General features: G+C 65.9%; 17 protein-coding genes. 7 read left to right on the top strand and 10 right to left on the bottom strand.

The window, feature by feature from the left end; translation table 11 throughout:
• Window positions 1-245: 245 nt before the first annotated feature.
• The 7 genes from C8J40_RS17080 to C8J40_RS17050 form a co-directional block, all read right to left on the bottom strand.
• On the bottom strand, window positions 246-2,747 hold the full coding sequence (locus C8J40_RS17080; RefSeq protein ID WP_132898041.1) for a TIM-barrel domain-containing protein: 2,502 nt from the start codon (window positions 2,745-2,747) through the stop codon (window positions 246-248).
• Complete coding sequence (locus tag C8J40_RS17075) at window positions 2,744-4,276, bottom strand: tryptophan halogenase family protein (protein ID WP_243693469.1); 1,533 nt, start codon at window positions 4,274-4,276, stop codon at window positions 2,744-2,746. The genes C8J40_RS17080 and C8J40_RS17075 overlap by 4 nt, the downstream gene beginning before the upstream one ends.
• A complete protein-coding gene (locus C8J40_RS17070; protein ID WP_243693468.1) occupies window positions 4,273-5,874 on the bottom strand; it encodes an alpha-amylase family glycosyl hydrolase in 1,602 nt (533 codons plus the stop codon). The genes C8J40_RS17075 and C8J40_RS17070 overlap by 4 nt, the downstream gene beginning before the upstream one ends.
• A 35-nt stretch (window positions 5,875-5,909) precedes the next feature.
• Window positions 5,910-7,424, bottom strand: a complete 1,515-nt coding sequence (locus tag C8J40_RS17065; RefSeq protein WP_132898039.1) for a tryptophan halogenase family protein — start codon at window positions 7,422-7,424, stop codon at window positions 5,910-5,912.
• A gap of 144 nt (window positions 7,425-7,568) precedes the next feature.
• Window positions 7,569-10,550 carry a TonB-dependent receptor gene (locus tag C8J40_RS17060; RefSeq protein WP_243693467.1) on the bottom strand — a complete coding sequence of 994 codons (2,982 nt, stop codon included), beginning with the start codon at window positions 10,548-10,550 and terminating at the stop codon, window positions 7,569-7,571.
• Between the two features lie 183 nt (window positions 10,551-10,733).
• Entirely contained in the window at window positions 10,734-11,414 is a 681-nt protein-coding gene (locus C8J40_RS17055) for a DUF6445 family protein (protein WP_132898038.1), read from the bottom strand.
• Between the two features lie 96 nt (window positions 11,415-11,510).
• Window positions 11,511-12,347, bottom strand: a complete 837-nt coding sequence (locus tag C8J40_RS17050; RefSeq protein ID WP_132898037.1) for a type 1 glutamine amidotransferase — start codon at window positions 12,345-12,347, stop codon at window positions 11,511-11,513.
• A gap of 226 nt (window positions 12,348-12,573) precedes the next feature.
• On the opposite strand from C8J40_RS17050, the gene C8J40_RS17045 reads away from it, so the two are divergent.
• From C8J40_RS17045 to C8J40_RS17015, 7 genes are all read left to right on the top strand, one after another.
• On the top strand, window positions 12,574-13,728 hold the full coding sequence (locus tag C8J40_RS17045; protein ID WP_243693477.1) for a DUF2252 family protein: 1,155 nt from the start codon (window positions 12,574-12,576) through the stop codon (window positions 13,726-13,728).
• 33 nt (window positions 13,729-13,761) lie between these two features.
• On the top strand, window positions 13,762-14,346 hold the full coding sequence (locus C8J40_RS17040) for a hypothetical protein (RefSeq protein ID WP_132898036.1): 585 nt from the start codon (window positions 13,762-13,764) through the stop codon (window positions 14,344-14,346).
• A gap of 84 nt (window positions 14,347-14,430) precedes the next feature.
• Window positions 14,431-17,019, top strand: coding sequence for a PAS domain-containing protein (locus C8J40_RS17035; RefSeq protein ID WP_243693466.1), 2,589 nt, complete (start codon window positions 14,431-14,433; stop codon window positions 17,017-17,019).
• A gap of 251 nt (window positions 17,020-17,270) precedes the next feature.
• A complete protein-coding gene (locus C8J40_RS17030) occupies window positions 17,271-17,636 on the top strand; it encodes a hypothetical protein (RefSeq protein ID WP_132898035.1) in 366 nt (121 codons plus the stop codon).
• A gap of 159 nt (window positions 17,637-17,795) precedes the next feature.
• Entirely contained in the window at window positions 17,796-18,080 is a 285-nt protein-coding gene (locus C8J40_RS17025; protein ID WP_132898034.1) for a CsbD family protein, read from the top strand.
• Between the two features lie 154 nt (window positions 18,081-18,234).
• Window positions 18,235-19,026 (top strand): aquaporin Z, encoded by a 792-nt coding sequence (gene aqpZ, locus C8J40_RS17020; protein WP_165886607.1) that lies wholly within the window; start codon window positions 18,235-18,237, stop codon window positions 19,024-19,026.
• Window positions 19,023-19,283, top strand: coding sequence for a hypothetical protein (locus tag C8J40_RS17015; RefSeq protein WP_132898033.1), 261 nt, complete (start codon window positions 19,023-19,025; stop codon window positions 19,281-19,283). Before aqpZ ends, C8J40_RS17015 begins: the two co-directional genes overlap by 4 nt.
• A gap of 155 nt (window positions 19,284-19,438) precedes the next feature.
• Here the strand turns inward: C8J40_RS17015 and C8J40_RS17010 are convergent, their stop codons facing one another.
• From C8J40_RS17010 to C8J40_RS17000, 3 genes are all read right to left on the bottom strand, one after another.
• Window positions 19,439-19,936 carry an Hsp20 family protein gene (locus tag C8J40_RS17010; protein ID WP_132898183.1) on the bottom strand — a complete coding sequence of 166 codons (498 nt, stop codon included), beginning with the start codon at window positions 19,934-19,936 and terminating at the stop codon, window positions 19,439-19,441.
• Between the two features lie 161 nt (window positions 19,937-20,097).
• Window positions 20,098-21,687, bottom strand: coding sequence for an alpha,alpha-trehalase TreF (gene treF / locus C8J40_RS17005; protein ID WP_132898032.1), 1,590 nt, complete (start codon window positions 21,685-21,687; stop codon window positions 20,098-20,100).
• A 90-nt stretch (window positions 21,688-21,777) separates the two neighbouring features.
• Window positions 21,778-24,474 (bottom strand): TonB-dependent receptor, encoded by a 2,697-nt coding sequence (locus C8J40_RS17000; protein ID WP_243693465.1) that lies wholly within the window; start codon window positions 24,472-24,474, stop codon window positions 21,778-21,780.
• Window positions 24,475-24,498: the final 24 nt, after the last annotated feature.

Genomic DNA, 24,498 nt, shown 5'->3' with positions numbered 1-24,498 from the left:
GTGCCAGGAATACTTGGCTCTTCCGTAAGGGTAAATGCGTTCCGAAGGCGCTACCAAGATTTCTAGTGCCGGCAAGGGGGCTAGAGCCGCGTCGCTATGGGGGGTGGCGGTACACCGAACGCGCCGAGGCTCTGCTGCGCTTCCACGAACGGCAGCCGTGACCATCCCTCGCACGTCGGTGCGCGCGGGATGGTCGTGGGATGTCCGCTAAGCAACACTCCGCTACGCGCGGGGCGGCTCCGCGATCAGTTGGTGCGCGCTGGGCGCCCGTCGATCGCGATCGTGGTGGCACCGGATTGCGCGGGAACGGTCACGGTCGCGGTCAGCGCTTGGGTGTCACCAATCAGGTTCAGGCGTTTGCCCTTCGCCATGGCGGTGCCGCTCCCGGTCCAGTTGTGGACGGTGACGGCGATCGATGTCCACCACGGTTTGAATCCGCCTTCGGGCTTGGCGAAGTCGATCGACAGGCCGGTGGGCGTGATCGTGCAGCGCACCGTCTGGCGAAAGTAGCCGCGGCGGGTGTACGCGAGCGTGCGGCCGTCGTCCTCGTAGAGCGTCCCCATGCAATCCGCGCCGGGATAGACGTCGAGCCGGAGCGGACCGTTCGGGGTTTCGCTGGTGCTCTGGACCAGCGGCTGGCGGGGCAGGATCGTGCCGGCGCGGACGAACACGGGCAGGTGATCGAGCCGCGGCGTTTCGGTCACGCGGTCGCCGAGCGTGCGCGCGGTCGGTACCGCTTGGGTCGCCGACTGGATCGGGCCGGCGGCGGCGGGCTCGGGCGTGCCGACGCGCTGGCCGGTCCAGTAATCATACCAGCCGCCTGCGGGAAGGCAGACGTCGTAGGTCTGCGGCGACTCGGGCTTGGGCGGTGGTGCGATCAGCAGCGACTTGCCGAGCGTGAACGCCATCGACTGGTCGCACGACGCGGTCGCGGCGGCGGGGTAATCGTAGAATACCGGGCGCATGATCGGATCGCCGAACCGCGCGTTCTGGTCCGCCAGAGCGTAGAAATACGGCATCAACCGGTAGCGCTCCTCGATGAAGCGGCGGCGGATCGCGAGGTGGTCGGGGCCATCGACCCAGGGCTCGACGCGGGGGGTGCCGGTCGCCGAATGGTTGCGGAACACCGGCGTGAACGCGCCGATCTCGGTCCACCGCGTGAGCAGATCGGGGCTTGGGCCACCGGCAAATCCGCTGACGTCGGCGGCGCTGTAGCCGAAGCCCGACAGGCCGAGGTTGATGATCTGCTGCACCGACAGCTTGAGGTGATCCCAGGTCGCGCTGTTGTCGCCGGTCCAGGTGACCGCATAACGCTGACCGCCGGCATAGCTCGCGCGCGTCATCACGAACGGGCGTTCGTCGGGACGCAGCTTGAGCAGGCCATCGAACGTGGCGCGCGTATTCTGCATGCCGTAGACGTTGTGCGCCTCGCGGTGATCGGTGATCCGCGCGGCGAAATCTTCGCTGTCGATGCGGTGGCGCGTGTCGAGCGGCATCGTCTTGGTCGGCGTCTCGAAGATCGCCGGCTCGTTCATGTCGTTCCAGAACCCTGCGATCCCGGCGTCGAGGAACCCCTTGTACTGCTGTCCCCACCACGTCCGCGCCGCGGTCTTGGTGAAGTCGGGGAACACCGACGGGCCGGGCCAGACCGGCGCGACATAGGGGCTGCCGTCGGCATTCTTGATGAACGCGTCGGCCTTCATGCCGCTCTGGTACGGCGCATAGCGCTGCTCGACCGCGGCGATGTGGAGATCGGTGATCGCGACCAGCTTGATCCCGTCCGCCTTCATCTCGGTGGCGAGCTTGGGCAGGTCCGGGAAGGTCTTGACGTCGGTGGTGAAGGGGCGGTTGCGATCCTGATAGCCGATGTCGAGCCAGATCACGTCGGTCGGCACGCGGTCGCTGCGCAGGCGCGCGGCGATCTGGCGGACCTCGTCGGCGCTGCCATAGCTATAGCGCGACTGCTGGTAACCGAGCGCCCATTTCGGCGCGAGCGGAGCGTGGCCAGTCAGGTCGGCATAGCGTCGCGTGACCTCCGCCATCGATGGACCGGCGATGAAATAATAGTCGATCGGCCCGTCGGGGCCCCCGAACGAGAGCGTCTCGGCATCGCGGTGACCGAAGTCGAACCACGTGCGATACGTGTTGTCGAGCAGGATGCCGTAGCTGCCGCCCGCACCGCCGGTGCCGATGAAGAAGGGTATCGATTTGTAGATTGGATCGTCGGCGCTGCTGAACCCGAACGCGTCGGTGTTCCAGTCGACGAAGCCGTGGCCGCGCCGATCAAGGCCCTGCGTCTTGTCGCCCAAGCCGTAGAAATGCTGGGCGATCGGCAGCGTCTTCGTGATCGTGAACGCCTTGCCGTCGGTCGCGACCGGAGCGGCGTCGGCGGAGATGATCTTGCCGTCGAGCGTCTCGAAGGTGATCGCGCCGCCGGCACCGATCCGTACGCGAACGCTGGTGGTGGCGAAGCCGTCGGGGGCTGCGTTCACCTTGGCGGTCTGCTTGCGGGTCGCCGCCGTCACCGCCCAGCTCGCATCCTCCGCGAACGCGCCGTTCTTGGCGACGCGCACGCGGACGAGGCCATCGGTCATCGCGGTGATCCGCATGGTCGTCGCGCCCGCACGAACCTCGACGCCGTCATTGCGCGGGGTGAGCGTGGGGGCGGCGAGCGTGGTCGTCTGCGCCTGGACGGGCACACTGCACACGCCAGCGGTGGCGGCGAGCAGGAGGGCTAGGCGTTTCATACGGTATCCTTGTGGTCCGCCAGGTGGCGGAGGCGAGAGGCGTGCGACCCGAAATTCGATGCGCAACGGGTCAGGAAATCGTCGATCTTGGGCAGGTCGATGAGATCGATATCGGCGCCGGGCGGAATGAGCCGCGCAGCGTTGGGGAAGGTGCCGTAGCCGGCGAACAGGCAATGCCAGCTGATCGCCGAATAATAGCGGCCGAGCCCGGCGCGATCGATCGCCGCGACCATGTCGGCGCCGGTGAACCAGGTCGACATCAGCATCTTCAGGTCGTCGGACAGGGATTCGATGCCGCGCGCTTCCGCCCAATAGCCGGTCGGGTCGTCGTGGCGCTGGTTCAGCCGATAATGCGCGACGATGTAATCGCGGACGCCGTCGTAGCGCGCGGCGATCCGCGTATTGAACGCGGCCCGGACCGCGTCGGTCGCGCCATCCTGGTCGACCATGTCGAGGAACGCTTGGACGGTGGCAATGACGAGGTGCAACGCGGTCGCCTCGAGCGGTTCGAGGAAGCCTTGTGCCAGCCCGACCGCGAGCGCGTTGTGCGACCAGCTGTCGCGGACGCGGCCGACGCGCATCTCGAGGTGGCGCGCTTCGCCGGCGTCGGCGCCGATGTGTGCGCGCAGTTCGGCCTCGGCCTGTGCTTCGGTCAGGTGGCGGCTGGAGTAGACGTAGCCGTTGCCGTTTCGGCTGGTCAGCGGGATGTGCCACGTCCAGCCGGCCGACAACGCGGTCGCGCGCGTCTGGCTGGGGATCGACGCGTCGGGGGCATGCGCGGTCGGCATGACTACTGCGCGGTCGTTGAACAGTGCGTCGGCGTAGCTGACGAAGGGGATGTCCAACGCGCTGAAGATCGTGCTGCGAAACCCGCTGGCATCGACGAAGATATTGCCGGCGATGCGTTCGCCGTCGGTATCGATCAGCGCGGTGATGTCGCCGGTCGAGGCACGCTCAACGCTGGCGATACGGCGCTGGACGTGGACGACGCCCAGCGTTTCGGTCGCGTGTGCGGCGAGGAAGGCGCCGACCTTGTACGCGTCGAAGTGATAGCCGTAGCTGACCTCGAACGGGAAGTTTGCGGCGGGCTGCGGCGCGCAGTGGGCGGCGGCCAGACGGGCGGGGAGCAGGAACTGGTCGGGGTGCGCGGCGACATCGCGACCGGTCCGTCGAGCTCGCGTGTTGTAGAAGAATTGCGGCGCGGTGTGGCCGTCGAGCGCGGTGGGGAAGGGGTGGAAATACTGCTCGTACCCGGCGCGGTCGGACCAGCCCTCGAAGCCGATCCCAAGCTTGTAGGTCGCGTCACACGCCGGCATCCACTCGGCTTCGGCGATGCCGAGCGTGTCGAAGAAATGCTTTAACTGCGGCGTCGATCCTTCGCCGACGCCGACGATGCCGATCTCCGGGCTTTCGACCAAGGTCACGCGGACGCCGCGGTCGCGCCAGCGATGCGCGATCAGGCACGCGGTCATCCACCCGGCGGTGCCCCCGCCGAGGATGACGATGTGCTGGCCGCGCCCGTCGATCACCGCTGCAGGACCAGCCCGGATAGCGGCGGCAGCGTCGTCGTGTCGGCGCCATCGGTCGCGAACAGCATGGCGCCGTCGGTGGCGATGCCGGTCGGCCAGCCACGCGCTTCGTCGCCGAGATTGAATACGCAGAGCAGCGTCTCGTCGTCGGCTGTCCGCTCGAATGCGATCACCGCATCGTCGCTGTGCACGATCCGCAGGCTCCCAAGCCGCAACGCCGGATGCGCTTTCCGCGCCGCGATCAGCGACCGCGTCCAGTGCAGCAGCGACGTCGCATCCGCTTCCTGCGCATCGACCGCGATCGCGCGGTGATCCTCGCCGAACGGCAGCCACGGCTGGGTGCTGCCGAACCCGAGATCCGGCGCCGCGCCGATCCACGGCATTGGGGTGCGGGCGCCGTCGCGGGACAGCGTCAGCGGCCAATTCGCGATCGCCTCCGGGTCGAGCAGGTCGGCGAAGGCGATGTCGACCTGCGTGAGACCCAGCTCCTCGCCCTGGTACAGGAAGATGTTACCGCGCAGTGCGATGAGCAGCAGGATCTTCATCCGTGCGAACGCGTCGCGCTGGTCGGGCGTCGTCCAGCGCGAGATCGCGCGCGGTGCGTCGTGGTTTTCGAACGCCCAGCTCGGCCAGCCCAGCCCCGGCGTATCGGGCCAGTTGCCGACCGCATCGACGATCAGCTCGGGCGTCAGCCGGTCCGCGTACAGGAAGTCGAAGCCGTAGGCGCTGTTCAGCCGACCGTTGCCGCCGGTGAACAGCTTCATTTCGCGGTCGCTGTCGTCGCCGCCGACTTCGGCGACCGTGAACCCCGCGCCATATTCGTCGAGCAGCGCGCGGATCCGCTCGATGAAGCCGACGATGTCCGGATGGCTCTGATTGTGCAGCTTCATCTGGAAGTCGAACGACCGGGTGCGCGCGCGATTGGTCGCGGGCGCCGGCGGATTGTCGGTCAGCGCCGGGTCGTGCATCGCGAAGTTGATCGCATCAAGGCGGAAGCCGTCGACGCCGCGATCCAGCCAGAACCGCGCCGTCGCGATCAGCTCGTCCTGCACCGCGGGATTATGCCCGTTGAGCTGCGGCTGATCCTTCAGGAAATTGTGCATGTAATATTGGCCGCGCCTGGCGTCCCAGGTCCAGGCCGGGCCGCCGAACACCGACTGCCAGTTCGACGGCGGCGTGCCGTCGGGCTTGGCATCCGCCCAGACATACCAGTCCGCCTTGTCGCCGCTGCGCGAGGCGCGGCTCTGGCGGAACCAGTCATGCTCCTCCGAGGTGTGCGAATAGACCTGATCGATGATGATCTTGAGGCCCAGCGCATGCGCGCGCGCGATCAGTGCATCGAAATCGGCGAGCGTGCCGAAGATCGGATCGACGTCGCGGTAATCCGACACGTCATAGCCGAAGTCCGCCATCGGCGAGGTGAAGAACGGCGACAACCATACCGCGTCGACACCGAGCGCGGCGACATAGTCGAGATGCGCGGTGATGCCGGCAAGGTCGCCGATCCCGTCGCCGTTCGAGTCGGCGAAACTGCGCGGATAGATCTGGTAGATCGTGGCGCCCTTCCACCAGGGCGTCGGGGTCTCGGAAGCGGTCATCGGTCTCGATCGTAAAAGGGTGTCGGCGTCGGGGGTCATGCGGCCAGGCCCGCCGCGGCGGCGCAGTGCTGGGCGACGAACGCGGCATGATCCTGCATCTGGCCCGCCTCGCGTGCGTTCAGCTTGTCGATCGTGTCCATGAACTCGGCCAGATCGGCGGTCGATATCGCATCCGCCAGGGGATGATGGCCGTGCGGCGCGATGCCTTGCCCGGCGAGCACCTGGAGCCAACCGACTTCGGTGAACAGCTCCTCATGCTCGCGGACGATGTGCCCGCTGCCGCGCCACAATTCGATCTTCGCGGCGAGCGTGTCGGGCACCGCCATGTCGCGGCACTGGCGCCAGAACGGCGGGTCGTCGCGCGTCGTCGCCTTGTAGTGGAGGATGATGAAGTCGCGGATGCGTTCGTATTCGAAGTCGCTCTGGCGGTTGAACTCGCTGCGATCGGCGTCTGCGATGACGCGCCCCGGCAACAGCTTCAACAGCCGCGCGATCGCCGACTGGATCAGGTGGATGCTGGTCGATTCGAGCGGTTCCATGAACCCGGCAGCGAGCCCGAGCGCGACGACGTTGCGGTTCCACATCTGCTTGCGGCGACCGGTGCGGAACGTGATCGTCCGCGGATCGGCCATGGCCGGCGTGTCGAGTCCGCTAAGCAACGTCGCGGTCGCCTCGTCCTCGCTCATATGCGCGCTGGAGAAGACGACGCCGTTACCGGTGCGATGCTGCAACGGGATCCGCCACTGCCAGCCCGCCGCATGCGCGGTCGAGCGCGTGTACGGCGTGAACGCCTTGCTCCGCGCCGATGGCACCGCGATCGCGCGGTCGCATGGCAGCCAGTGCGTCCAGTCCTCATACCCCGTGCCGAGCGCCTCTTCGATCAACAGCCCGCGAAACCCGGTACAATCGATATAGAGGTCGGCGGCGACGGTCGTGCCGTTCTCCAGTACGAGGCCCGAGACATCCCCACTCTCGCCGTCGCGCGTCACGCGGACGATCTTGCCTTCGATCCGGTTGACGCCGCGCGTCTCGGAATAGCGCCGCAGATAGCGCGCGTAGAGCCCGGCATCGAAATGATAGGCGTAGGGCATCGATGGCAGGACGCGCGACGTGCGGGCAGGACCGCGCTGCATCCGCTCGGCGAGCGCGGCGTGCGTGTTGAGCGAATAGGCGCCAAGATCGCCGGCGAGTCCGAGCGACCGTGCGCGCAGCCAATATTGGTGGAACGGCAGCAGGCCGACGTCGCGCCCGACATCGCCGAACGCGTGCATGTAACGATGGCCCGGCTTGAACCAGTCGACGAACTCGATGCCGAGCTTGAACGTACCGCCGGTCGCGCGGAGGAACGCATCCTCGTCGAGCCCGAGCGCATCGTTGAACAGGTGGATCTGCGGAATCGTCGCCTCGCCGACGCCGACCGTACCGATGTCGTCGGACTCGATCAGGTCGATCTCGTAGCCCGTCTCCAGGAACCGCGCGAAGGTCGCCGCCGCCATCCAACCGGCGGTACCGCCGCCGGCAATGGCTATGCGCAAGGGTTGGTCGGCCATCGTTTGCGTCCCGTTTTCAAACCGTCATGCGCCCCGACTTCCGGAGCATCGCGGGGCGGCTTCCACCGCCCCGCGGCCCGGGTCAGAACTTGTCCGGGTCAGAACTTGTCCGGGTCAGAACTTGCCCGGTCAGAACTTGCCCGGTCAGAACTTGTAGGTGATGCCCACGTAATAATCGCGGCCATAGCGCTGGTAATCGATCACCTGGCGCGCATCGCCGTTCTGGTAGGTCACGAACGGACGGTCGGTCAGGTTCTTAGCCTGTGCCAGGATCGCGAAGTTCGCGAGCGGACCGCTCTGGAACTCATACCCGATCTGCGCATCCAGGATGCCTTCCGATCGCGCGGTGCGATAGGTCGGCGTCGACGAGATGCCCGCGACTTCGGCCAGGAAGGACGAGCGGTAGCGATAGTTCACACGCGCCTGGAAGCCGGCCTTCTCGAAATAGACCGTGCCGCTACCGGTCAGCTTCGACAGGCCGGGCAGGGTGATCGCCTCGATCGGGTTGTTCGCGTACTTGATCTCGGACTCGGTGTAGTTGGCCGACACGAACATCCCGAACCCGTCGAGCGCCGATGTCAGGGCCTTGAACGGTAGCGAGAACGTCCCCTCGACGCCCAGCACGGTACCGCGACCGGTATTGGCGGGCGCGCTGACCACCCCGGTCTGCAAGCCGTTCGCGATCACGATCGCCTGCTGCGCCGGGCTCAGCGCGCCGAGCAGCGAACTGAAATCATACGCGTAGCTGTTGTTCGGATCGACGAAGTCGGTGAGGTGCTTGAAGTAGCCCGACAACGCGACATAGCCGCCGCCCGCGAAGTATTTCTCGAACGACAGATCGATGTTGGTCGACTGATAGGGCTTCAGATTGACGTTGCCGCCGGTCGAGGTGAACACCGGGTTGAGGCCCGGGTTGGTGTTGTTCGCCTGGATGTTGGCGACGTTGATGCCGACCGCCTGCGTGACGCGCTCCTGGTCGAGGCGCGGGCGGACCATCGTCTGCGAAGCACCGACCTTGACGAAGCCCAGCGGGATCAGCTCGACCGACATCGTCGCCGATGGCAGGACGTTGGTATACGTCACCTTCTGCGAGGCGGGGGCGATCGTCACCACGCCGTCGACGACGCTGGCGATCTGGCCGTCCGAACGCTGGTCGCTATGCACGACCTGCGCGCCGATCGATCCCTTCAACGGCTTGCCGCCGAGATCGCCGTCGAGCGTGATCTTGGCATAGCCGGTGTAGATGTTCTCGGTCACCGTGTTGTCGCGGACCAGCGAGTCCGGCCGGTTGTCGTACGAACTGGTGTAGACGTTGTTGTAGAGATACAGCGGATCGAGCGCGAGCGCGGCCGGTACGCCGAGATAGTCGAGCGGCACGGTGCCGATGACTGCTTCCGCCGGTACCGCCGCCGAGGTGGGCGTGCCGCTGGTGACGGTGCAGTTGGTGCCGGCGCCCTTCGGGCACAGGAAATACGACTTGTATGCGCTGGTCTTCTCGCGGCGGCTATAGTTGCCGCCCGCTTCCCAGCTCTTGACGATGCTGTCGTCGAACTCGCCGTTCAGGCTTGCGCGGAGCGACTTCAGGTCGTCCTTGAAGTTGGGATTGCCCAGGAAGCCGGCCTGCACCACGGCCTGCGTGCCGTTATAGCCCCAGCCCTGCGGATCGGTCAGCTTGAAGATATTGGTGTCGGTGTAATCGAGCGTCGGTACGATCTTGTACGTGCCGTTCGAATTCTGCGACACCTTGACCGTGTCGTCCGGACCGGTCGCCTGATAGCCGGCGCCGGTATAGGTCTCGAGTGTGAAGTCGGTGCGTGTCGCGCGGCTCCAGCTGGCATCGACGTTGAGGTGAACCTTGTCGGTCAGCTTGAGGTCGTTGTTCCAGCCGAACGAGAAATTCTCGGCCTTGCGCTGGTTATAGTCGTTGCGCTGGATCGCGTGCACCTTGCTGAAGGTGATCTCGTCGGCGAACCCGTCCGAGACACCCGTGATATTGGTATTCGCGGTGCCGACATTGCTCGCGAGCGGGAACTCGATACCGCGCAGGCGCTGCGTTTCCTCGAAATGCGAATACAGCGCATCGAAGGTCGAGTGGAAGCTGTCGGACGGCTGCCACTCGATCGTCGCGACGCCGCCATAGCGCTTGAGTTCGTTCGACTGGACATAGGGCTTTGCGCCCTGGATGACGTACGGGTCGGTCGCGGTGCCGGTGCCGTTATAGCCCCACGCATTGTAGCGCTCGTCCTGCGACGGGGTCTGCGTCGCCGACACGCCGATCGCGATGCCGAGCGTGTCGTTGGCGAACTTGTCGACATAGGTCGCCGATGCGCGATAGCCGTAGCGCGTGCCGTCGGGATTGAGCTTGTCGATGCCGTTCATCTGCGCACGGGCGCTGACCGCGATGATGCGGTGTGCCTGGTCGAGCGGGCGCAGCATGCGCAGGTCGACCGTGCCGGCGATGCCCGCGGCGACCAGCGAGGCGTCGGCCGACTTGTAGACGTTGACGGTCTTGAAGAATTCCGACGGATATTGGTCGAACTCGACGCCGCGGTTGTCGCCGGTCGTCACCTGTTCGCGACCATTCAGCAAGGTGGTCGAGAAATCGGGGCCGAGACCGCGGATCGACAGGCGCTGGTCGCGCCCTTCGAGACGCTGCGCGGTCACGCCGGGCAGGCGCGCGAGCGAATCCGCGATCGACACGTCGGGCAGCTTGCCGACGTCTTCGGCGGAAACCGAGTCGACGATCAGGACCGACTGGCGCTTGATCTTGGCGGAGGATTCGAGGCCGGCGCGGATACCGGTGACGACGATATCGCCACCGCCCGTCGCATCGTCCTGCGGCGCTGCGCTCTGCGTCACGGCATCCTGCGACGACGGCGGGACGGCGTCTGCCGGCTGCGGCGTCGGATCGGCGGCGGTGGTGACCGCGTCGACCTGCGCGGCGGCGGTCGGGTTGGCATTTGCGGTACCGGGAGTCACGGTCGACGGGGCGGACTGTGCGAATGCGGCATGGCCCGGCAGGATCAGTGCGGCGGCGAGCGCGGTAGCGCTGACCCGCAGCGCAAGGCGCGTGTGCGCCGTCGAGCCGAACGTCGCGCGGGCGCGGTAAGATTTGAAATTGCTCATGAAATCCCCTTCGGCGAGACGGGTCCCGCGCATCCTCAACTCTGTTTGTCAGTGTCCTCGACGTCGTGCGTGCGCGTCGATTGTCCTGGGGATGCTGTATCCCCGTCGGGGGCGTATCGAAAGAAACCAGCATACGTATTCACGGCAGCCTCGGTGCCGCAGGCAGCGCAAGCGACGCCGCGATCAGTCGTCGAACAGGAACAGGTTCAGGGTCAGCCGCCCCGCCAGCGGATCCGCACTCAGTACGACCTCAGGCGGCAGATACGCGCAGTGCAGCGTGTTTCCCGCATAGACGAGCGCGCGGTTGAAGACGGCCGGCTGTACCGCAATCCGTTCGTACATCGGCGTATCGCCGGCGATATACGCCGCATCGGGCAGGCCATGCGTTCGCACGTCGGCGTCGAGCGTCGCCCGGAACCGATCGAGCCGCGTGCCGTCGACGCTTTCATACCCCGTGGCGCGCTGGCGGTAGAACGCCGTCCCGCCTTGGTCGCCGTGACCGAGGAACAGCAGCACCGCGATCCGGCGTCGTTCGACCCCATCGAAATGCGGCAGGCGCTGGATCGGCGCGAGATCGGCGGGCGCGGTGGTGACGAGCGAATAATAGGCTTCCGAAATTGCCGGCGCGGGATCGAGGCCGAAATGTTCCGCGAGCAGCGGCGCGATCCTGCGGCGCATCGTGTCCGCCAGGCGAGGCGGCACCGTGGCGCGGACGCCAGGATAATGTGGTCCGATGCTACCCATGCGCAGGCTCGCCGCATCTTCGCGCAACGCTTCCGGATCGGGCCAGAAATCGTCGATGACGATCAGCGGGTGGCGCTCGACGCCGTGGTGATGGATGGTGATCTCGGGTGTACCAGTCATCGGCCTATCCATGCCGCCGTCGCCGCTGGAGGCAAGCCCGCAAAGGTCTCGTCACGTCAGCCGGTGCGATTCCTACCGGCCCGAACCCATGCGCGCTCAGCGTTCGGCGAGATGCTCGAGGAAATTGACGAGCTCGGTGCGACGGCTCGCTTCCTCGGCGAAGGCGCGATCGATCCCCAGTGCCCACCATAGCGCGCGGCGATCGGGGTCGTCGTGGAGCGCATCGAGCAGCGCCGCCTGCCGCTCGACCTCCGCTTCGTTTTCGGCAAGGCCAAGGTCGACGATGTCCGCCGACTGCCGACGCAGCGCCACGGCGATCTCGCCCGGTGCCAGTTCGGGATGATATTGCACGCCCCAGAAGGTCCCGCCGTCATAGCGGATCTCCGCGGCCTGGACGGTCGTCACCGCGTTGCTGGCGAGCAGGATCGCATCGGCGGGAAGCGTCTCGACTTCGTCGCCATGGATCGCCGGCGCGTCCCAACTGGCGGGTCGGCCGGCGAGCAAGGGATGGTCCTGCCCGGCTGCCGTCGGCGTGATGCGGCGCGCGATCCCCGCTTCGAGCCGTTCGGGCATCTTGCGAACCTTGCCCCCGGCCGCGGCAACCGCGATCTGCAACCCGGCGCAAGATCCGAACGACGGTGTGTGCGACGCGAAAACGGTGCGCATGAACGCGATCTGGCGGCGGACTTCGGGGGTGTCGTCATAGACGTGCATCGGCGATCCGGTGACGAATACCGCGTCGAACGCGCGCAGTTCGCCCGCGTCGAAAATCCGTGCATCGTCATCGGCGGGCGCGACGATGGTAATCGCGGCACCGGGCCGGATCTGGCGCAACGTTGCGGCATAGGTCTCACCCGAGCTCTTGCCCGCATGCCGCCGACGCGCCTCGCGCTCGTCGGCAGTTTCGCTCTCGGCCACCAGAAAATTCAGCAACGACAATCCTCTATCAAGCGTCTCTGCGGTGCCGAACGCGCGGCAACGCGTTTGGATGGCGGGTGGATGGCGGGAAACGTATAAATACAGGTCAGTATCGGTGTCGGTTTTGCGCACAAGACGTTCTGTCTTCGTCGCCGCTGAAATGGATTTTACCGCAATGCCGAAGCCAATGCCCGCCGCCGCCGATCGTCGGGCCGTTCTCGAAGGAAACCGGACCCGCAAGATGGCGCGTTCGGCGCATGCCTATGTGCGCGGCAACACCGCCCAATTCTACGAATGGCTAGCCGCGTCGCCGGTCGCCCGACGCGTTCCCACCGGCCCGGCGATCTGGATCTGCGGCGATTGCCATCTCGGTAATCTGGGCCCGATCGCGTCGGCGGACGGGCAGGTCGAGGTTCAGGTCCGCGATCTGGATCAGGCGGTGATCGGCAATCCGGCCCACGACCTCATCCGGCTCGGCCTGTCGCTGGCGACGGCGGCGCGCGGCTCGGACCTGCCAGGCGTGACGACCGCTCGGATGATCGAGGCGATGGTCGAGGGCTATGCCGCCGCGATCGACGATCCGAAGACGGACGATACCGGTCCCGAACCCGACGCCGTTCGCAGCGTTCGCAAACGCGCGCTCGGACGACGTTGGCGTCACCTTGCGAAGGAACGGCTCGAAGCGATCGAGCCACAGATCCCGCTCGGTCGTAAATTCTGGGCGTTGGCGGATGACGAGCGCGCGGCGTTGACCGCGGTGTTCGACGATCCCGCCGTCGCCCGGATGATCCTGTCGCTCGATCGCAAGGATAAGGGGGCGGCGCGCGCGATCCGGCTGGTCGACGCCGCGTATTGGATGAAGGGGTGCAGTTCGCTGGGCCTGCTGCGCTTTGCCGCGATCCTCGAACTAAAGTCCGCCAAGGGTCGGTCGAGCTATGCGATCGTCGACCTGAAGGAAGCGGTCGCGCCGATCGCGCCTCGGGCGGCGCAGTCGTTGACGTCCGCCAATCCCATGCCAGCGGATAATGCGGAACGGGTCGCCGCCGCCGCCCGTGCGCTGTCACCGTATCTTGGTGCCCGAATGATCCCGGTACGGATGCTAGGCCGATCGTTCTTCATTCGCGAACTCGCGCCCCAGGACCTGAAGATCGAAGTCGATCAGTTCAGCCACGGCGAGGCGATCAAGGCTGGCCGTTATCTCGCCTTCGTGGTCGGCAAGGCCCATGCCCGGCAAATGGACGACGCGACCCGGCAGCGCTGGCTGGCGATGCTGGAGGCCGATCGGCGCGGTGCGATCGACGCCCCGACCTGGTTGTGGGACAGCGTGGTCTCGCTCGCCGGTGCGCACGAAGCGGGATATCTGGAGCATTGCCGTCGCTACGCGCTCGCAGCGTAGCGATGACGCGGTGTCGAGTGCTAACACCGCAGCATGGCCCGCGCACAAAAGCTGAAAGTCTATCGTACCGTGGCGGGGTTCCACGACGCGTATGTCGCCGCCGCCAGTCAGAAGGCGGCCCTGGCCGCATGGGGTAGCGACAAGGATCTGTTCGCGCGCGGTATCGCCGAGCAGGTCACGGATGACGCGCTGACGGCGGAACCGCTTGCGGCGCCGGGCACGGTCATCAAGCGCGCGCGGGGGACGGGCGCGGAAAATCTGGCAGTCGAGGTGGAGACACCGCAGGCACGTCGCACCGGACCGCAGGAACCGACGCCGTCGAAGTCGGGTCCGGAGCCCAAATCTTCACCCAAACCCAAGCCTTCACCCAAGCCCAAGCCACTACCCAAACCCAAACGCGATGTACTGGACGCCGCGGATGACGCGCTTGCGTCGCTCGAAACCGAGCATCGTCTGGCCATCAGGTCGATCGAACAGGAAGAGGCAGACCTTGCCCGTCGTCGTCGCGCGCTCGAGCGCATGCAGGACGCCGCGATGAAGGATGCCGTCGCCGCGCGCGATGCAGCGCGCGAACACTATGACGCCGCGCGTGCCGCCTGGCTGCGAAGCCGTACCTGACCTGTCGTATCGTCACCGTTCCGACGTTGCGGCTACCCCGGGGCTGGCCTAGATGTCAGGGACTTAGCGACAATCGAGGCGGCCTTGACCGATACGACCGACAGCGCCGTCCAGGGCGTGCCGAAAATGACTGCCGATGCCGAGCGCATCGCTGCCGAGGTGTTGGGGCAGGATGTCGGAACCGATCCGTTCGTCGCGGCGGTGCGCGCGACTCGGATGCCGATGATCATCACCAATCCGCGTCTTCCCGACAATCCCGTGGTGTTCGCCAACAACGCCTTTTGCCGGTTGAGCGGGTATACGCGCGAGGAGATTCTCGGGCGCAACTGCCGGTTCCTGCAGGGGCCGGCAACCGATCCCGCGACGGTCGCCAAAATCCGCGATGCAGTGCGGCGTGTCGAGTCGATCGAGATCGATATTCGCAATCAGCGCAAGGACGGAGAGCTTTTCTGGAACCGGCTGCTGATGGCGCCGGTCTACGACACCGAGGGCGTGCTGGCGTATTTCTTCGCCAGCCAGGTCGATGTGACGATCGAGCGCGAGAGGCTGCACGGTCTGGAAGTCAGCAACGCGTCGCTCATGGCGGAACTGACCGATCGACTGCGGCTGCAAAAGGAGCAGGAGCGCGAGCTGGCGTTCACGCTGAAGGCGGCACGGTTCGGCACCTGGACGCTCGACATCGTCAGCCGCCAGCTGATCGCGTCGGAAACCTGCAAGGAGATCTTCGGGCGTCCGGTCGATCAGCCCTTCACCTATGATGAGCGGCTACAGGCGATCCATCCCGACGATCGCGAAAAAAGCGCGGCGGAGGTTCGTCGCTGCATCGCCGAGGGCAATGATTACGACGTGATCTACCGTATCTACCGGCAGGACGGTGAGGTGCGCTGGATCGCGTCACGCGGTCAGCCCTTCTACGATGCCAAGGGCGAGGCGTTGCGGATCGCCGGGGTGTCGACCGATATCACCGAGCATAAGCGCAACGAGATCATGCGCGCCGGGCTCGTCGAACTGGGTGACGTCTTTCGCGACACCGACCAGCCTGAGGACATCGCATTCGCCGCGGCGCGGATCATCGGCAAAACGCTGGAGGCAAGTCGCGCCGGATTTGGCGAGATCGACTTGGCGGCGGAGACGGTGACGATCGTTCGTGACTGGAGTGCTCCCACGGTCGCGCCGCTGACGGGGACGTTCGCGCTACGCGCCTATGGTTCGTACATCGACGATCTGAAACGCGGCGAAGAGGTCTGCGTGGCGGACGCGCGAACCGATCCGAGGACCGGCACGACCACAACCGCGCTCGAGGCACTCGATGCTCGGGCGATCATCAACATGCCGGTCATGGAGAATGGCCGTCTCGTGGCGATGCTGTACATCGCGTCCGCCGGTGCTCGGCGCTGGCGACCGGACGAGGTTGAGTTCATTCGCGAGGTCGCCGAACGGACGCGGATCGCCACTCAGCGCCGACTCTCCGAACACGCGCTGAGCACGCTGGCCGCGTCGCTCGAACAGCAGGTCGCGGCGCGGACGAGCGAATTGCAGACCGCGGAAGACGCGTTGCGTCAGTCGCAGAAGATGGAAGCGGTCGGCCAGTTGACCGGCGGCGTTGCGCATGATTTCAACAATCTTCTCACGGTGATCCGCTCCGCCACCGATCTGTTGAAACGCCCCGATCTCAGCGCCGAGCGACGCGAGCGGTATATCGATGCGATCTCCGATACCGCGGACCGTGCGGCAAAGCTGACCGGACAGTTGCTCGCTTTCGCACGTCGGCAGGCGTTGCAGCCCGAAGTGATCGACGTCGGACAGAGTCTGCGCGTCATCTCCGACATGCTCGGCACGCTGATCGGGTCGCGGATCGTCATCGCCATCGATCTTCCCGACACGGCGTGCTTCACGAACGTCGATCCCAGCCAGCTCGATACCGCGTTGGTGAATATGGCGGTCAACGCGCGCGACGCGATGGAGGGGGCCGGGCGGATCGATATCACGGTACGATCGGCGGGGCTCATTCCGGCGGTCCGCTCGCACCCGGCGGTCGAGGGGCGTTTTATCGCCATCGCGATGGCCGACAGCGGTTCGGGAATCGAACCCGACAAGCTTGAGCGTATCTTCGAGCCGTTCTTCACGACCAAGGGGGTTGGGCAGGGGACCGGACTGGGCCTTAGCCAGGTCTTCGGATTCGCCAAGCAATCGGGTGGCGACATCACGGTCGAGAGCGAGGTCGGCCGGGGCACGGTCTTCACGCTGTATCTTCCCCAGGTCGATCAGGGCGCGCCGGCCGAGGTCGACGATGTGGGCGAGGGTCTTGCCGATGGCCATGGCACGTGTGTGCTCGTGGTCGAGGACAACAGCGAAGTCGGGACCTTCACGACGCAGTCACTCGCCGAACTCGGGTACGTGACGGTCTGGGCGGCGGACGCTCAGGAGGCGCTTGCCGAACTCGCGGTCGACGCGACACGGTTCGATATCGTCTTTTCGGACGTGGTGATGCCTGGAATGAACGGCATCGAATTGGGCAAGGTGATCCGCGACCGCTACCCGACGCTGCCAGTGGTGCTGACCTCGGGCTACAGCAACGTGCTGGCGCAGGACGGTACGCATGGGTTCGAGCTGCTGCACAAACCCTATTCGGTAGAGCAGCTATCGCGAATCCTGAGCAAGGTGGTGGGCTGACCGACTGTCGCGCACCGCTGGCAATAAGAGGATAGGCAAGGCGATTGGCGTGATCGGCATCCCGCGGACCCATGCCGACGACGCGGCCGCTTGAGCGTTTGGATGGGGCGCCGATAGTATAAACGTCACAAGCGCATAGTGCATGGTTACCTGGGATACATCCGGCCGCACGCTGGTTATGCGTCTGGGAAATATGGGTTTTGCGTCCGGTCGGAGCAAAGCCGCATGGTGCCCGAAGACAGGGGCTTATCATGGTTCAGCATCGTAGTTTCATCCGCGTCGCAGGCGTTCTCACCGTTGGCATCGGCGCGCTATCGTTGGCGGCGTGCGTCAATCCGTCGGCCAAGATCGCGACCTCGCTGGAGGGCTATGGTTTCCAGCCGGCTCAGTCGCAGTGCGTCGGTGACCGGCTCGAGGCGAACCTGTCGCTTGGCCAGCTCCAGCAACTCGGTCGCGCCGCCAAGGCATCGCGCGAAGGCGACACAACACCGGGCCGCCTGACCGCGAGCGATTTCATCCGCGTGTCCAGCGAGGTCAAGGACCCCAAGGTGCCGCTGGAAGTCGGCAAGGCTGCCGCGGCCTGCGGCATTCTGAGCGACCCGGCATCGCCGCTCTGATGCGATGATCGGATGCGATGAATCGTTCGGTATCCGGATCGTTCGCGGATCGTAACGACGCCACCGACGTTACCGACACGCCTCGTCCCCGATCGAAGCCTCTCTGATCGAAGTTTTCAAACCCTTCATCAACCCCATCATCAACCAAGGAGAATTCATATGAACACCGACACCCTCGCAGGCGCAGCAGCCGATTTCGGCGGCAAGGCCAAGGAAGCGCTCGGCACCGCGACCGGCGACACGTCGCTGAAGAGCGAAGGCGTTGCGGATCAGCTCGGCGGCACGGTCCAGAAGACCGTCGGCCAGGCCAAGGACGTCGTCGAAGAGAACATCCGTCCGCTGGTCGACTATGTCCGCCAGTTCTCGAAGGAGCGTCCGTTCACCGCAGCAGCGGTTGCCGGCGTCCTCGGCATCGCGCTGATCAACACGCTCCGCGGCAAGTAACCGCGTAGCCGGTGGGCGTGCCTGGCACGCCCACCGGTATTTTCGACCATCAGAGATGCGCAATAACGCGTCCTGTACGAGGTGTCAGGGGATGACCGAAGCCATCTATCGTCCGACCGTCGGCAAGACCGACGGTCCGCCTAGGCCACGCCCGATCGCCACCGCGCGCCGACTTGCCGCGGAAGCCATCGGCACGTTCTGGCTGGTACTGGGCGGATGCGGGGCTGCTGTCCTCGCCGCAGGTAGCGGCGTTCCCGGCACGATCGGGATGGCCGGTGTCGCTCTTGCCTTCGGTCTTACCGTCTTCACCATGGCATTTGCCGTCGGTTTCATTTCCGGCGGACATTTCAACCCAGCGGTCAGCGTGGGGCTGACCGTTGCCGGCCGCTTTCCAGCGCGCGACCTTCCCGGTTATATCGCAGCGCAGGTCATCGGCGGCATCCTCGGCAGCGCCGCGCTCGCTGCGCTGGCCTCCGGCACCGGCGGGTTCGATCTCGTCGCGAGCGGGTTCGCCGCCAACGGCTATGGCGCCCATTCGCCAGGCGGCTACAGCGCCGCGACCGCGTTCCTCAGTGAAGCGATCCTCACGGCCGGCTTCCTGACCGTCATCCTCGGCGCTACCGACGAGCGCTCGCCGGCGGCCTTCGCGCCGCTGTCGATCGGCCTCGCGCTGACGCTTATCCACCTGATTTCGATCCCGATCGACAACACGTCGGTCAATCCCGCGCGCAGCACCGGCCCCGCTCTGTTCGTTGGCGGCTGGGCGCTGTCGCAGCTCTGGCTGTTCTGGCTCGCACCGCTGACCGGCGCCGCGGTCGCTGGACTGCTTGGCCGCTGGCTGTTCGCGCATACCGACGAGGATCAGTCGCCCGGCCCGATCGGCGATACCCCGGTCGAAATGTTGGTCGGCGACGATCGCACCCCCGCGGAGGGAGGCCGCGTATGATGGATCACAGCGATTACGACACGGCGTTCGACGAAGCTCATTACGAGCCACGGTCCGAGGAGGAATGGGAAGGCTTGTGGAACACCGACGACCGCAACCGCGACACGCTCCGCAAGATCGAACTGGGGTTAGCCGTGGTTGCCGCGGCGGTGGCGCTGGTCGTGATGCGCGGTGGCTGGCTACGGATGTCGTCGCGGGCTCGCCATGTCGTGCCATCCGCAGCCGATATCCACGTCAGGCTCCCACCGCCACGCTGATGCCCGTGCTTGGGGGGCGCGTACCAAAGGACGTGACGGGTCGTAGGCAGTTGAGAGGCCCGCCTGCACCGACGTAGACCTGGCAAGCCGTATCGCAGGCAATAGAACGCGGTTGCCGGCATCATTGCCGGCAACCGCGTTGAAGGTCGTGAAACTCAGGCGGCGCTGCGTTCCGCCTGGTGCTCTTCGATGCGTACCGCGGTGTCGCCGGCGTTGCGATCGTTGGCCGCAGCGCCGGCAATCTCGATCCGCCGTGGCTTCATGGCCTCCGGAACCTCACGCTTAAGCGCAATACGCAACAACCCATTGTCAAAGCTCGCGCCCTGTACCTGGACGAAATCGGCCAGTTGAAAGCGTCGCTCGAACGCGCGCGTGGCGATGCCGCGATGGACGAAGCAGCCCTCGTCGCGGTCATCGGGCTTGCGTCCGCTGACGGTCAGCTGGTTGTTCTGCGCGACGATCTCGATGTCGTCGGGGCTGAACCCAGCCACGGCGAGCGTGATCCGATAGCTGTCCTCGCTCTCACGTTCGATGTCGAAAGGCGGATAGCCGTCGACCGTTTCGGTGCGCGCAGTCGCCTCCAGCAGGTCGAACAGCCGGTCAAAACCGACAGTGGACCGGCGATAGGGCGTGAAATCGAAGTTCGTCCTCATATCCAAATCCTCCACATGAGCAATCTGAGCATAAGGAGCACCGGGAGAGCCGGTGCCCTCAGTCACCGGACCGATCGCGTCCGGCGATGGCGAAGATAATTCACCCGATCGCCGCATCAAGACTGCGCTGCGATTTTTTTGGAGCCGAATTTCGGACGTAGTTATCCCGCTGGGCGCGCGAGATCGGGATAGCGATCGAGGATCGCGCTGGCGACGCCGTTGGTCCAGCCGAAACCGTCCTGCACCGGATACTCGCCGCCGCCGCCGGGGGTGCGCTGCTCGATATTGTACTTTTCGAGCATCTTGCCGGTTTCAGCATAGGCTGCGCCGACCGTGCCGATCCAGCGCCGCGCGATGTCCTTGGCGATGGCCGGTTCGCCATTCGCATCGAGCCCGGCGATCGCGACCCATTGCAGCGGCGCCCAGCCATTGGGTTCGTCCCATTGCTGGCCGGTCTTCAGGGTCGTGGTGCGCAGTCCGCCCTCGGCGACCAGCGACCGGCGCACGGTCGCCGCGACCGCCTTCGCCTGTGCGGGCGACGCCAAGCCGACGAACAGCGGCTCGAGCATCGCGGCATTGATGCTGGCGGTGGGCTTGCGGGTCGACAGGTCCCAGTCGGCATAGCGCGCGGTCGTCGCTTGCCAGAGATAGCGGTCGATTGCCGTCTTGCGCTTGGTCGCCATCGTCGTGAACGCGGTGGCGCACGGCGTGTCGCCCGCGGTTTGGCAGCGTGCGGCGATCCGACGCTCCATCACCCATAAAAGACTGTTGAGATCGACGGGTACGATGTCGGTGGTGTGGATCGTCGTCAGCGATTGCGGGTCGCGCAACCAGCGCGAGCTGAAATCCCATCCGCTTTCCGCACCGGCACGAAGATTGCGCTGGGTGTCGGCGGCAGGGCGGGGTGCAGCCTTCGCCGCGGTCGCGACGTCCTCGGCATAGGATTCGTCGCGCGGCGTATCGCGGTCGTCGTAATAGCGGTTGAGCACGCTGCCGTCGGGCATCCGCACCACGCGCAGGCAGGCAGGTTTACCGGCGACACAGGTCTCGCCCTTCATCCAGAACGCGTGTTCCGCGCGCAGGGCCGCCAGCCGACGCTTCGCCACCGCCGGGTCGGTGTTGGTCGAGAGATCGAGCATCATCGCGTAATAGGGCGGCTGCGAGCGGCTGAGGTAATAGGTGCGCGTGCCGTTCGGGATATGGCCGTATCGCTCGATCAGGCTGGTGAAATCGTCGAGCATCGTCTCGACGAGTGGCTGCTGGCCATCGACCTTCAGCCCGAGCATCGTGAAATAGCTGTCCCAGTAATAGATTTCGCGGAAGCGCCCGCCGGGCACGACATAGGGCGCAGGGAGCGGCAGCGCGGAACTGCCAGCGACCGGTGCAACGGGCTGGCGCACGAGTTGCGGCCACAGCGTGCGGACATGCGACCGAAGACCGCCGGAACCGCGATCATTCTCGCCGGGGACGATGAAATTGGCGAGGATGAAGGCTTTTAGCGCGGGGCCCTCGGGCTTGGCCCGTGCATAGTCCGCCATGATCGCATCAGCAGCGCGCTTGGGTATCGCATCGACGAAGGTCTTGCCGTCCGCGAACACATGGCCTTGCTGTACGGCTTGGAACAGCGGCCCGTACAGGTCCGCCGGCGATCGGATCGCGGTGGAGGGAAGGCGCGCGGGGGCCGGACCAGACTGGGCGGGCGCCACCGCGGCGACCGAGGCGAACACGGCAAAACGGCTGATAGTCTTCATCACGTGCGATCATCCCGGTAGAGCGATCGATCCCGCCGACATGGCGGGATCGATCGCTGAAGCGCTTATCAGAATTTGCCGTAGTGCCGATCAGAACTTGAACGCGGCGCCAAACCGGATCGACCGACCGACGATCGGCCGGGCGAGGATCGTGCCGCTGCCCTGCGATCCGAGCGTCCGCGGATTGCCCTCGGTCAGCCCGATCTCGTCGGTCAAATTGTCGCCGATCACCTGGAACTGGATCTGCGGGGTCAGATCGAGCGTGGCGCCTGCATCGAGCTTGTAATAGCTCGGCAGGACCTGCGCGTTCTGAACGTCGGAGAACCGGTCGCCGACATAGCCGATCGTCGCATACACGCCGGCCTTTGCGTCGCCTCCGAGCTCCAGATCATAGGCAGGGGTGACGCGCCACTGCCATTTCGGCTGCCGCTGGACTCGGTTGCCGGTCAGGTCGGTCAGGCCGCCATCGGTGAAGAAATCACGGTATTTCGCATCGAGATAGGTGGCCGAGCCGCTGAGCGTGAAGCCGCCGAACGGCCGCAACTGCCCCTCGAACTCGACGCCGGTCGCCTTGGCACCGCCAACCGACGCGATCGGTGCGCCGCTGGTGATGACCGTCGTCGCGAGCCCGTCGAAAGTGTTGTGGAACACCGTCGCATACAGGTTGGCGATCCCGGTCGAGACCTTCACGCCGCCTTCATAGCTGTCGACCTGCGGTGCGACGTCGATCCCGTCGCGCAGATTGTCGAAGAACGGGAAGCTATTGCCGCGGCTGTAGCGGACGAACGCGCCGATCTCGCGCGTCAGATCGTAATTGACGCCGCCGGTCCACGACCAGGCATCGCCGCGGTAGCGGATCGTGCGGAAGGTGCCGTTCAACTGCGCATCGCCATTGTCGTACAGCGTCAGCGGATTGCCGTCAGCGCCCGCCGCCGGGACGGTGCCGGCGAGGTTCTCAAGCGTGCCGTCGACCGAGTGGTGCTGATAGCGGACACCGCCATCGACGCGCAGTTTCTCGGTGATCTGCAACTCGTCGACCGCATAGCCGGCGACGTCCTCACCGGTGTAGCGCGCGTTGACCTTGAACGTCGAACCGCCCGAGAAGCCGTCGCGCGTGACGATCCGGCCGTCCGCCAGCGTCAGGTTGAGCCGGCGCGCATTGGGTTCGGCGGTGAGCAGCATGCTGTTGCCGAGATTCCACCGGTCGCGCGACTTGTAGCGTGTGTAATAGATGCCGCCGGTCAGCGTGTTGCCGCCCGACTTCCACGCCAGCGCGAAATCGTTGACGAACGCCTGGATATGCTTCTCGACGCTCCACAGCCCGGCCTCGACGACTGCGGTGTTGGGCGATGCCGCGGCACCGCCGGTGACGTAGGTGAGCGATCCGATCGTGCCGCCCTTGCCGGCAGCATAGGCGGCGGCGGTGATCGGCGGGGTGCCGCCGGGGACCAGCCCGATCGTGTTGGCATCGCCCTCCATCCAGCTACCGCGATCGCGGATGGTGATGCCGCTGCCGAGGTCGTAGTCGAAATTGCCGCCGAGATTATAGGTCTTCGCGCTGCGGCCGTCCGCCAGATCGACGCGGCTGCCGTCGTTGCGCACGCCGATCCGCGTGTCACGTCCGACCAGCGTGCCGGTGCCGGCATCGAAGCCGGGATATTCGCGGATCTTGTTGCCGTCCTGGACGACCGGGATCGGCAGCAGCCACTGTCCACGATCGTCGAGATAGCGGCCGAACAGCAGGATCGAGCCCTTGTCGAAATCATGGCGGATATTGCCGGTGATCTGACCGCCGCGCTCCGCCTCGAACTGCGCATCGCGGATGCCGCGCGAAGTCGAGTAATAGCCACCGACCATGTAGGTCGTGCTGTCGTCGATCGGGCCCGAGACATAGCTGTCGACGCGGAACTCGCCGAAATCGGTGCCGCTGAGCTTGAGCAATCCGGCCGGCGTCTGCTTGCCCTCGCGCTGGACGAGGTTGACCGTGAGCCCGGGCTGGCCGTTCGAGAACAGTGCGCCGGTGCCGCCGCGGACCGCCTCGACGCGCTGGATCGTCTCGTCGATCCGGATCAGCTGCGTGTTCTCGAGAAACGACAGCGTCGGCGGCGGGAAGAAGGGCACGCCCTGCGTCTGGAAGGTGACGTATTCCGCATCGCCGCCCGACGGATAGCCGCGGACGAAGATGTTCGCGCCGGTCTTGCCGCCCGAGCTTTCGGTGCTGACACCCGGTACTGCGCGCAGCACCTCTGCGGTGCTGGCGGTGCCGAGACGCTGTGCCATCGTGCTGTCGATCGTGGTGACCGCGAACGCCGCGCTTTGCCGCCGCGTGCCACCGCCCGCGGTGCCGATCACGACGATATCCGCGGCGGGTTCCTCGGGCGCGGCCTGTACGGGCGATGGGTCGGGGGCGGGCTGGGTAGGCTCGGTCTGCGCCGCTGTGGGGATCGCGCCCGCCTGCTCCTGCGCGGCAACGATCAGGTACGCGCCGCTCGGCGTCAGGCGGTGGTCGAGGCCGGAGCCCTTCAGGATCGTCGTCAGCGCATCACCGACCGCCATCCGGCCGTTCACCGCGCGCGCGGTCTTGCCGCGAACGAGGGTGGGCGCGAACAGGATCTGCTTGCCGCTCTGGCGTGAAAAAGCGAGCAGCGCGGTGCTCATGTCCTGCCGGGCGATGCGAACGCCGACCGCGGCCTGCGCGGTCGCGCCGATCGGGATGCCGCCTGCGCCGAACACCAATGCGGTCATCATCATGCCGCGCATCAGCACGGTCCTGCCTGTGGATGTCATGCAATCCTCCCTGTACGTGCGATC

The organism is Sphingomonas sp. PP-CC-3A-396, assembly GCF_004343105.1.
GTDB lineage: Bacteria > Pseudomonadota > Alphaproteobacteria > Sphingomonadales > Sphingomonadaceae > Sphingomonas.
The sequence above is the reverse complement of the archived record's forward strand: the minus strand, read 5'-3'. Positions and strand labels throughout refer to the sequence as shown.

Excerpts from the sequence above, each read along its gene's own strand:
- C8J40_RS17070 (WP_243693468.1), bottom strand. The coding sequence starts at position 5,874 with ATGACCGCTTCCGAGACCCCGACGCCCTGGTGGAAGGGCGCCACGATC.
- C8J40_RS17000 (WP_243693465.1), bottom strand. The coding sequence starts at position 24,474 with ATGACATCCACAGGCAGGACCGTGCTGATGCGCGGCATGATGATGACC.
- C8J40_RS17045 (WP_243693477.1), top strand. The coding sequence starts at position 12,574 with ATGGCGCGTTCGGCGCATGCCTATGTGCGCGGCAACACCGCCCAATTC.
- C8J40_RS17080 (WP_132898041.1), bottom strand. The coding sequence starts at position 2,747 with ATGAAACGCCTAGCCCTCCTGCTCGCCGCCACCGCTGGCGTGTGCAGT.
- C8J40_RS17015 (WP_132898033.1), top strand. The coding sequence starts at position 19,023 with ATGATGGATCACAGCGATTACGACACGGCGTTCGACGAAGCTCATTAC.
- C8J40_RS17010 (WP_132898183.1), bottom strand. The coding sequence starts at position 19,936 with ATGAGGACGAACTTCGATTTCACGCCCTATCGCCGGTCCACTGTCGGT.
- C8J40_RS17065 (WP_132898039.1), bottom strand. The coding sequence starts at position 7,424 with ATGGCCGACCAACCCTTGCGCATAGCCATTGCCGGCGGCGGTACCGCC.
- C8J40_RS17030 (WP_132898035.1), top strand. The coding sequence starts at position 17,271 with ATGGTTCAGCATCGTAGTTTCATCCGCGTCGCAGGCGTTCTCACCGTT.
- C8J40_RS17060 (WP_243693467.1), bottom strand. The coding sequence starts at position 10,550 with ATGAGCAATTTCAAATCTTACCGCGCCCGCGCGACGTTCGGCTCGACG.
- treF (WP_132898032.1), bottom strand. The coding sequence starts at position 21,687 with ATGAAGACTATCAGCCGTTTTGCCGTGTTCGCCTCGGTCGCCGCGGTG.
- C8J40_RS17025 (WP_132898034.1), top strand. The coding sequence starts at position 17,796 with ATGAACACCGACACCCTCGCAGGCGCAGCAGCCGATTTCGGCGGCAAG.
- C8J40_RS17055 (WP_132898038.1), bottom strand. The coding sequence starts at position 11,414 with ATGACTGGTACACCCGAGATCACCATCCATCACCACGGCGTCGAGCGC.
- C8J40_RS17040 (WP_132898036.1), top strand. The coding sequence starts at position 13,762 with ATGGCCCGCGCACAAAAGCTGAAAGTCTATCGTACCGTGGCGGGGTTC.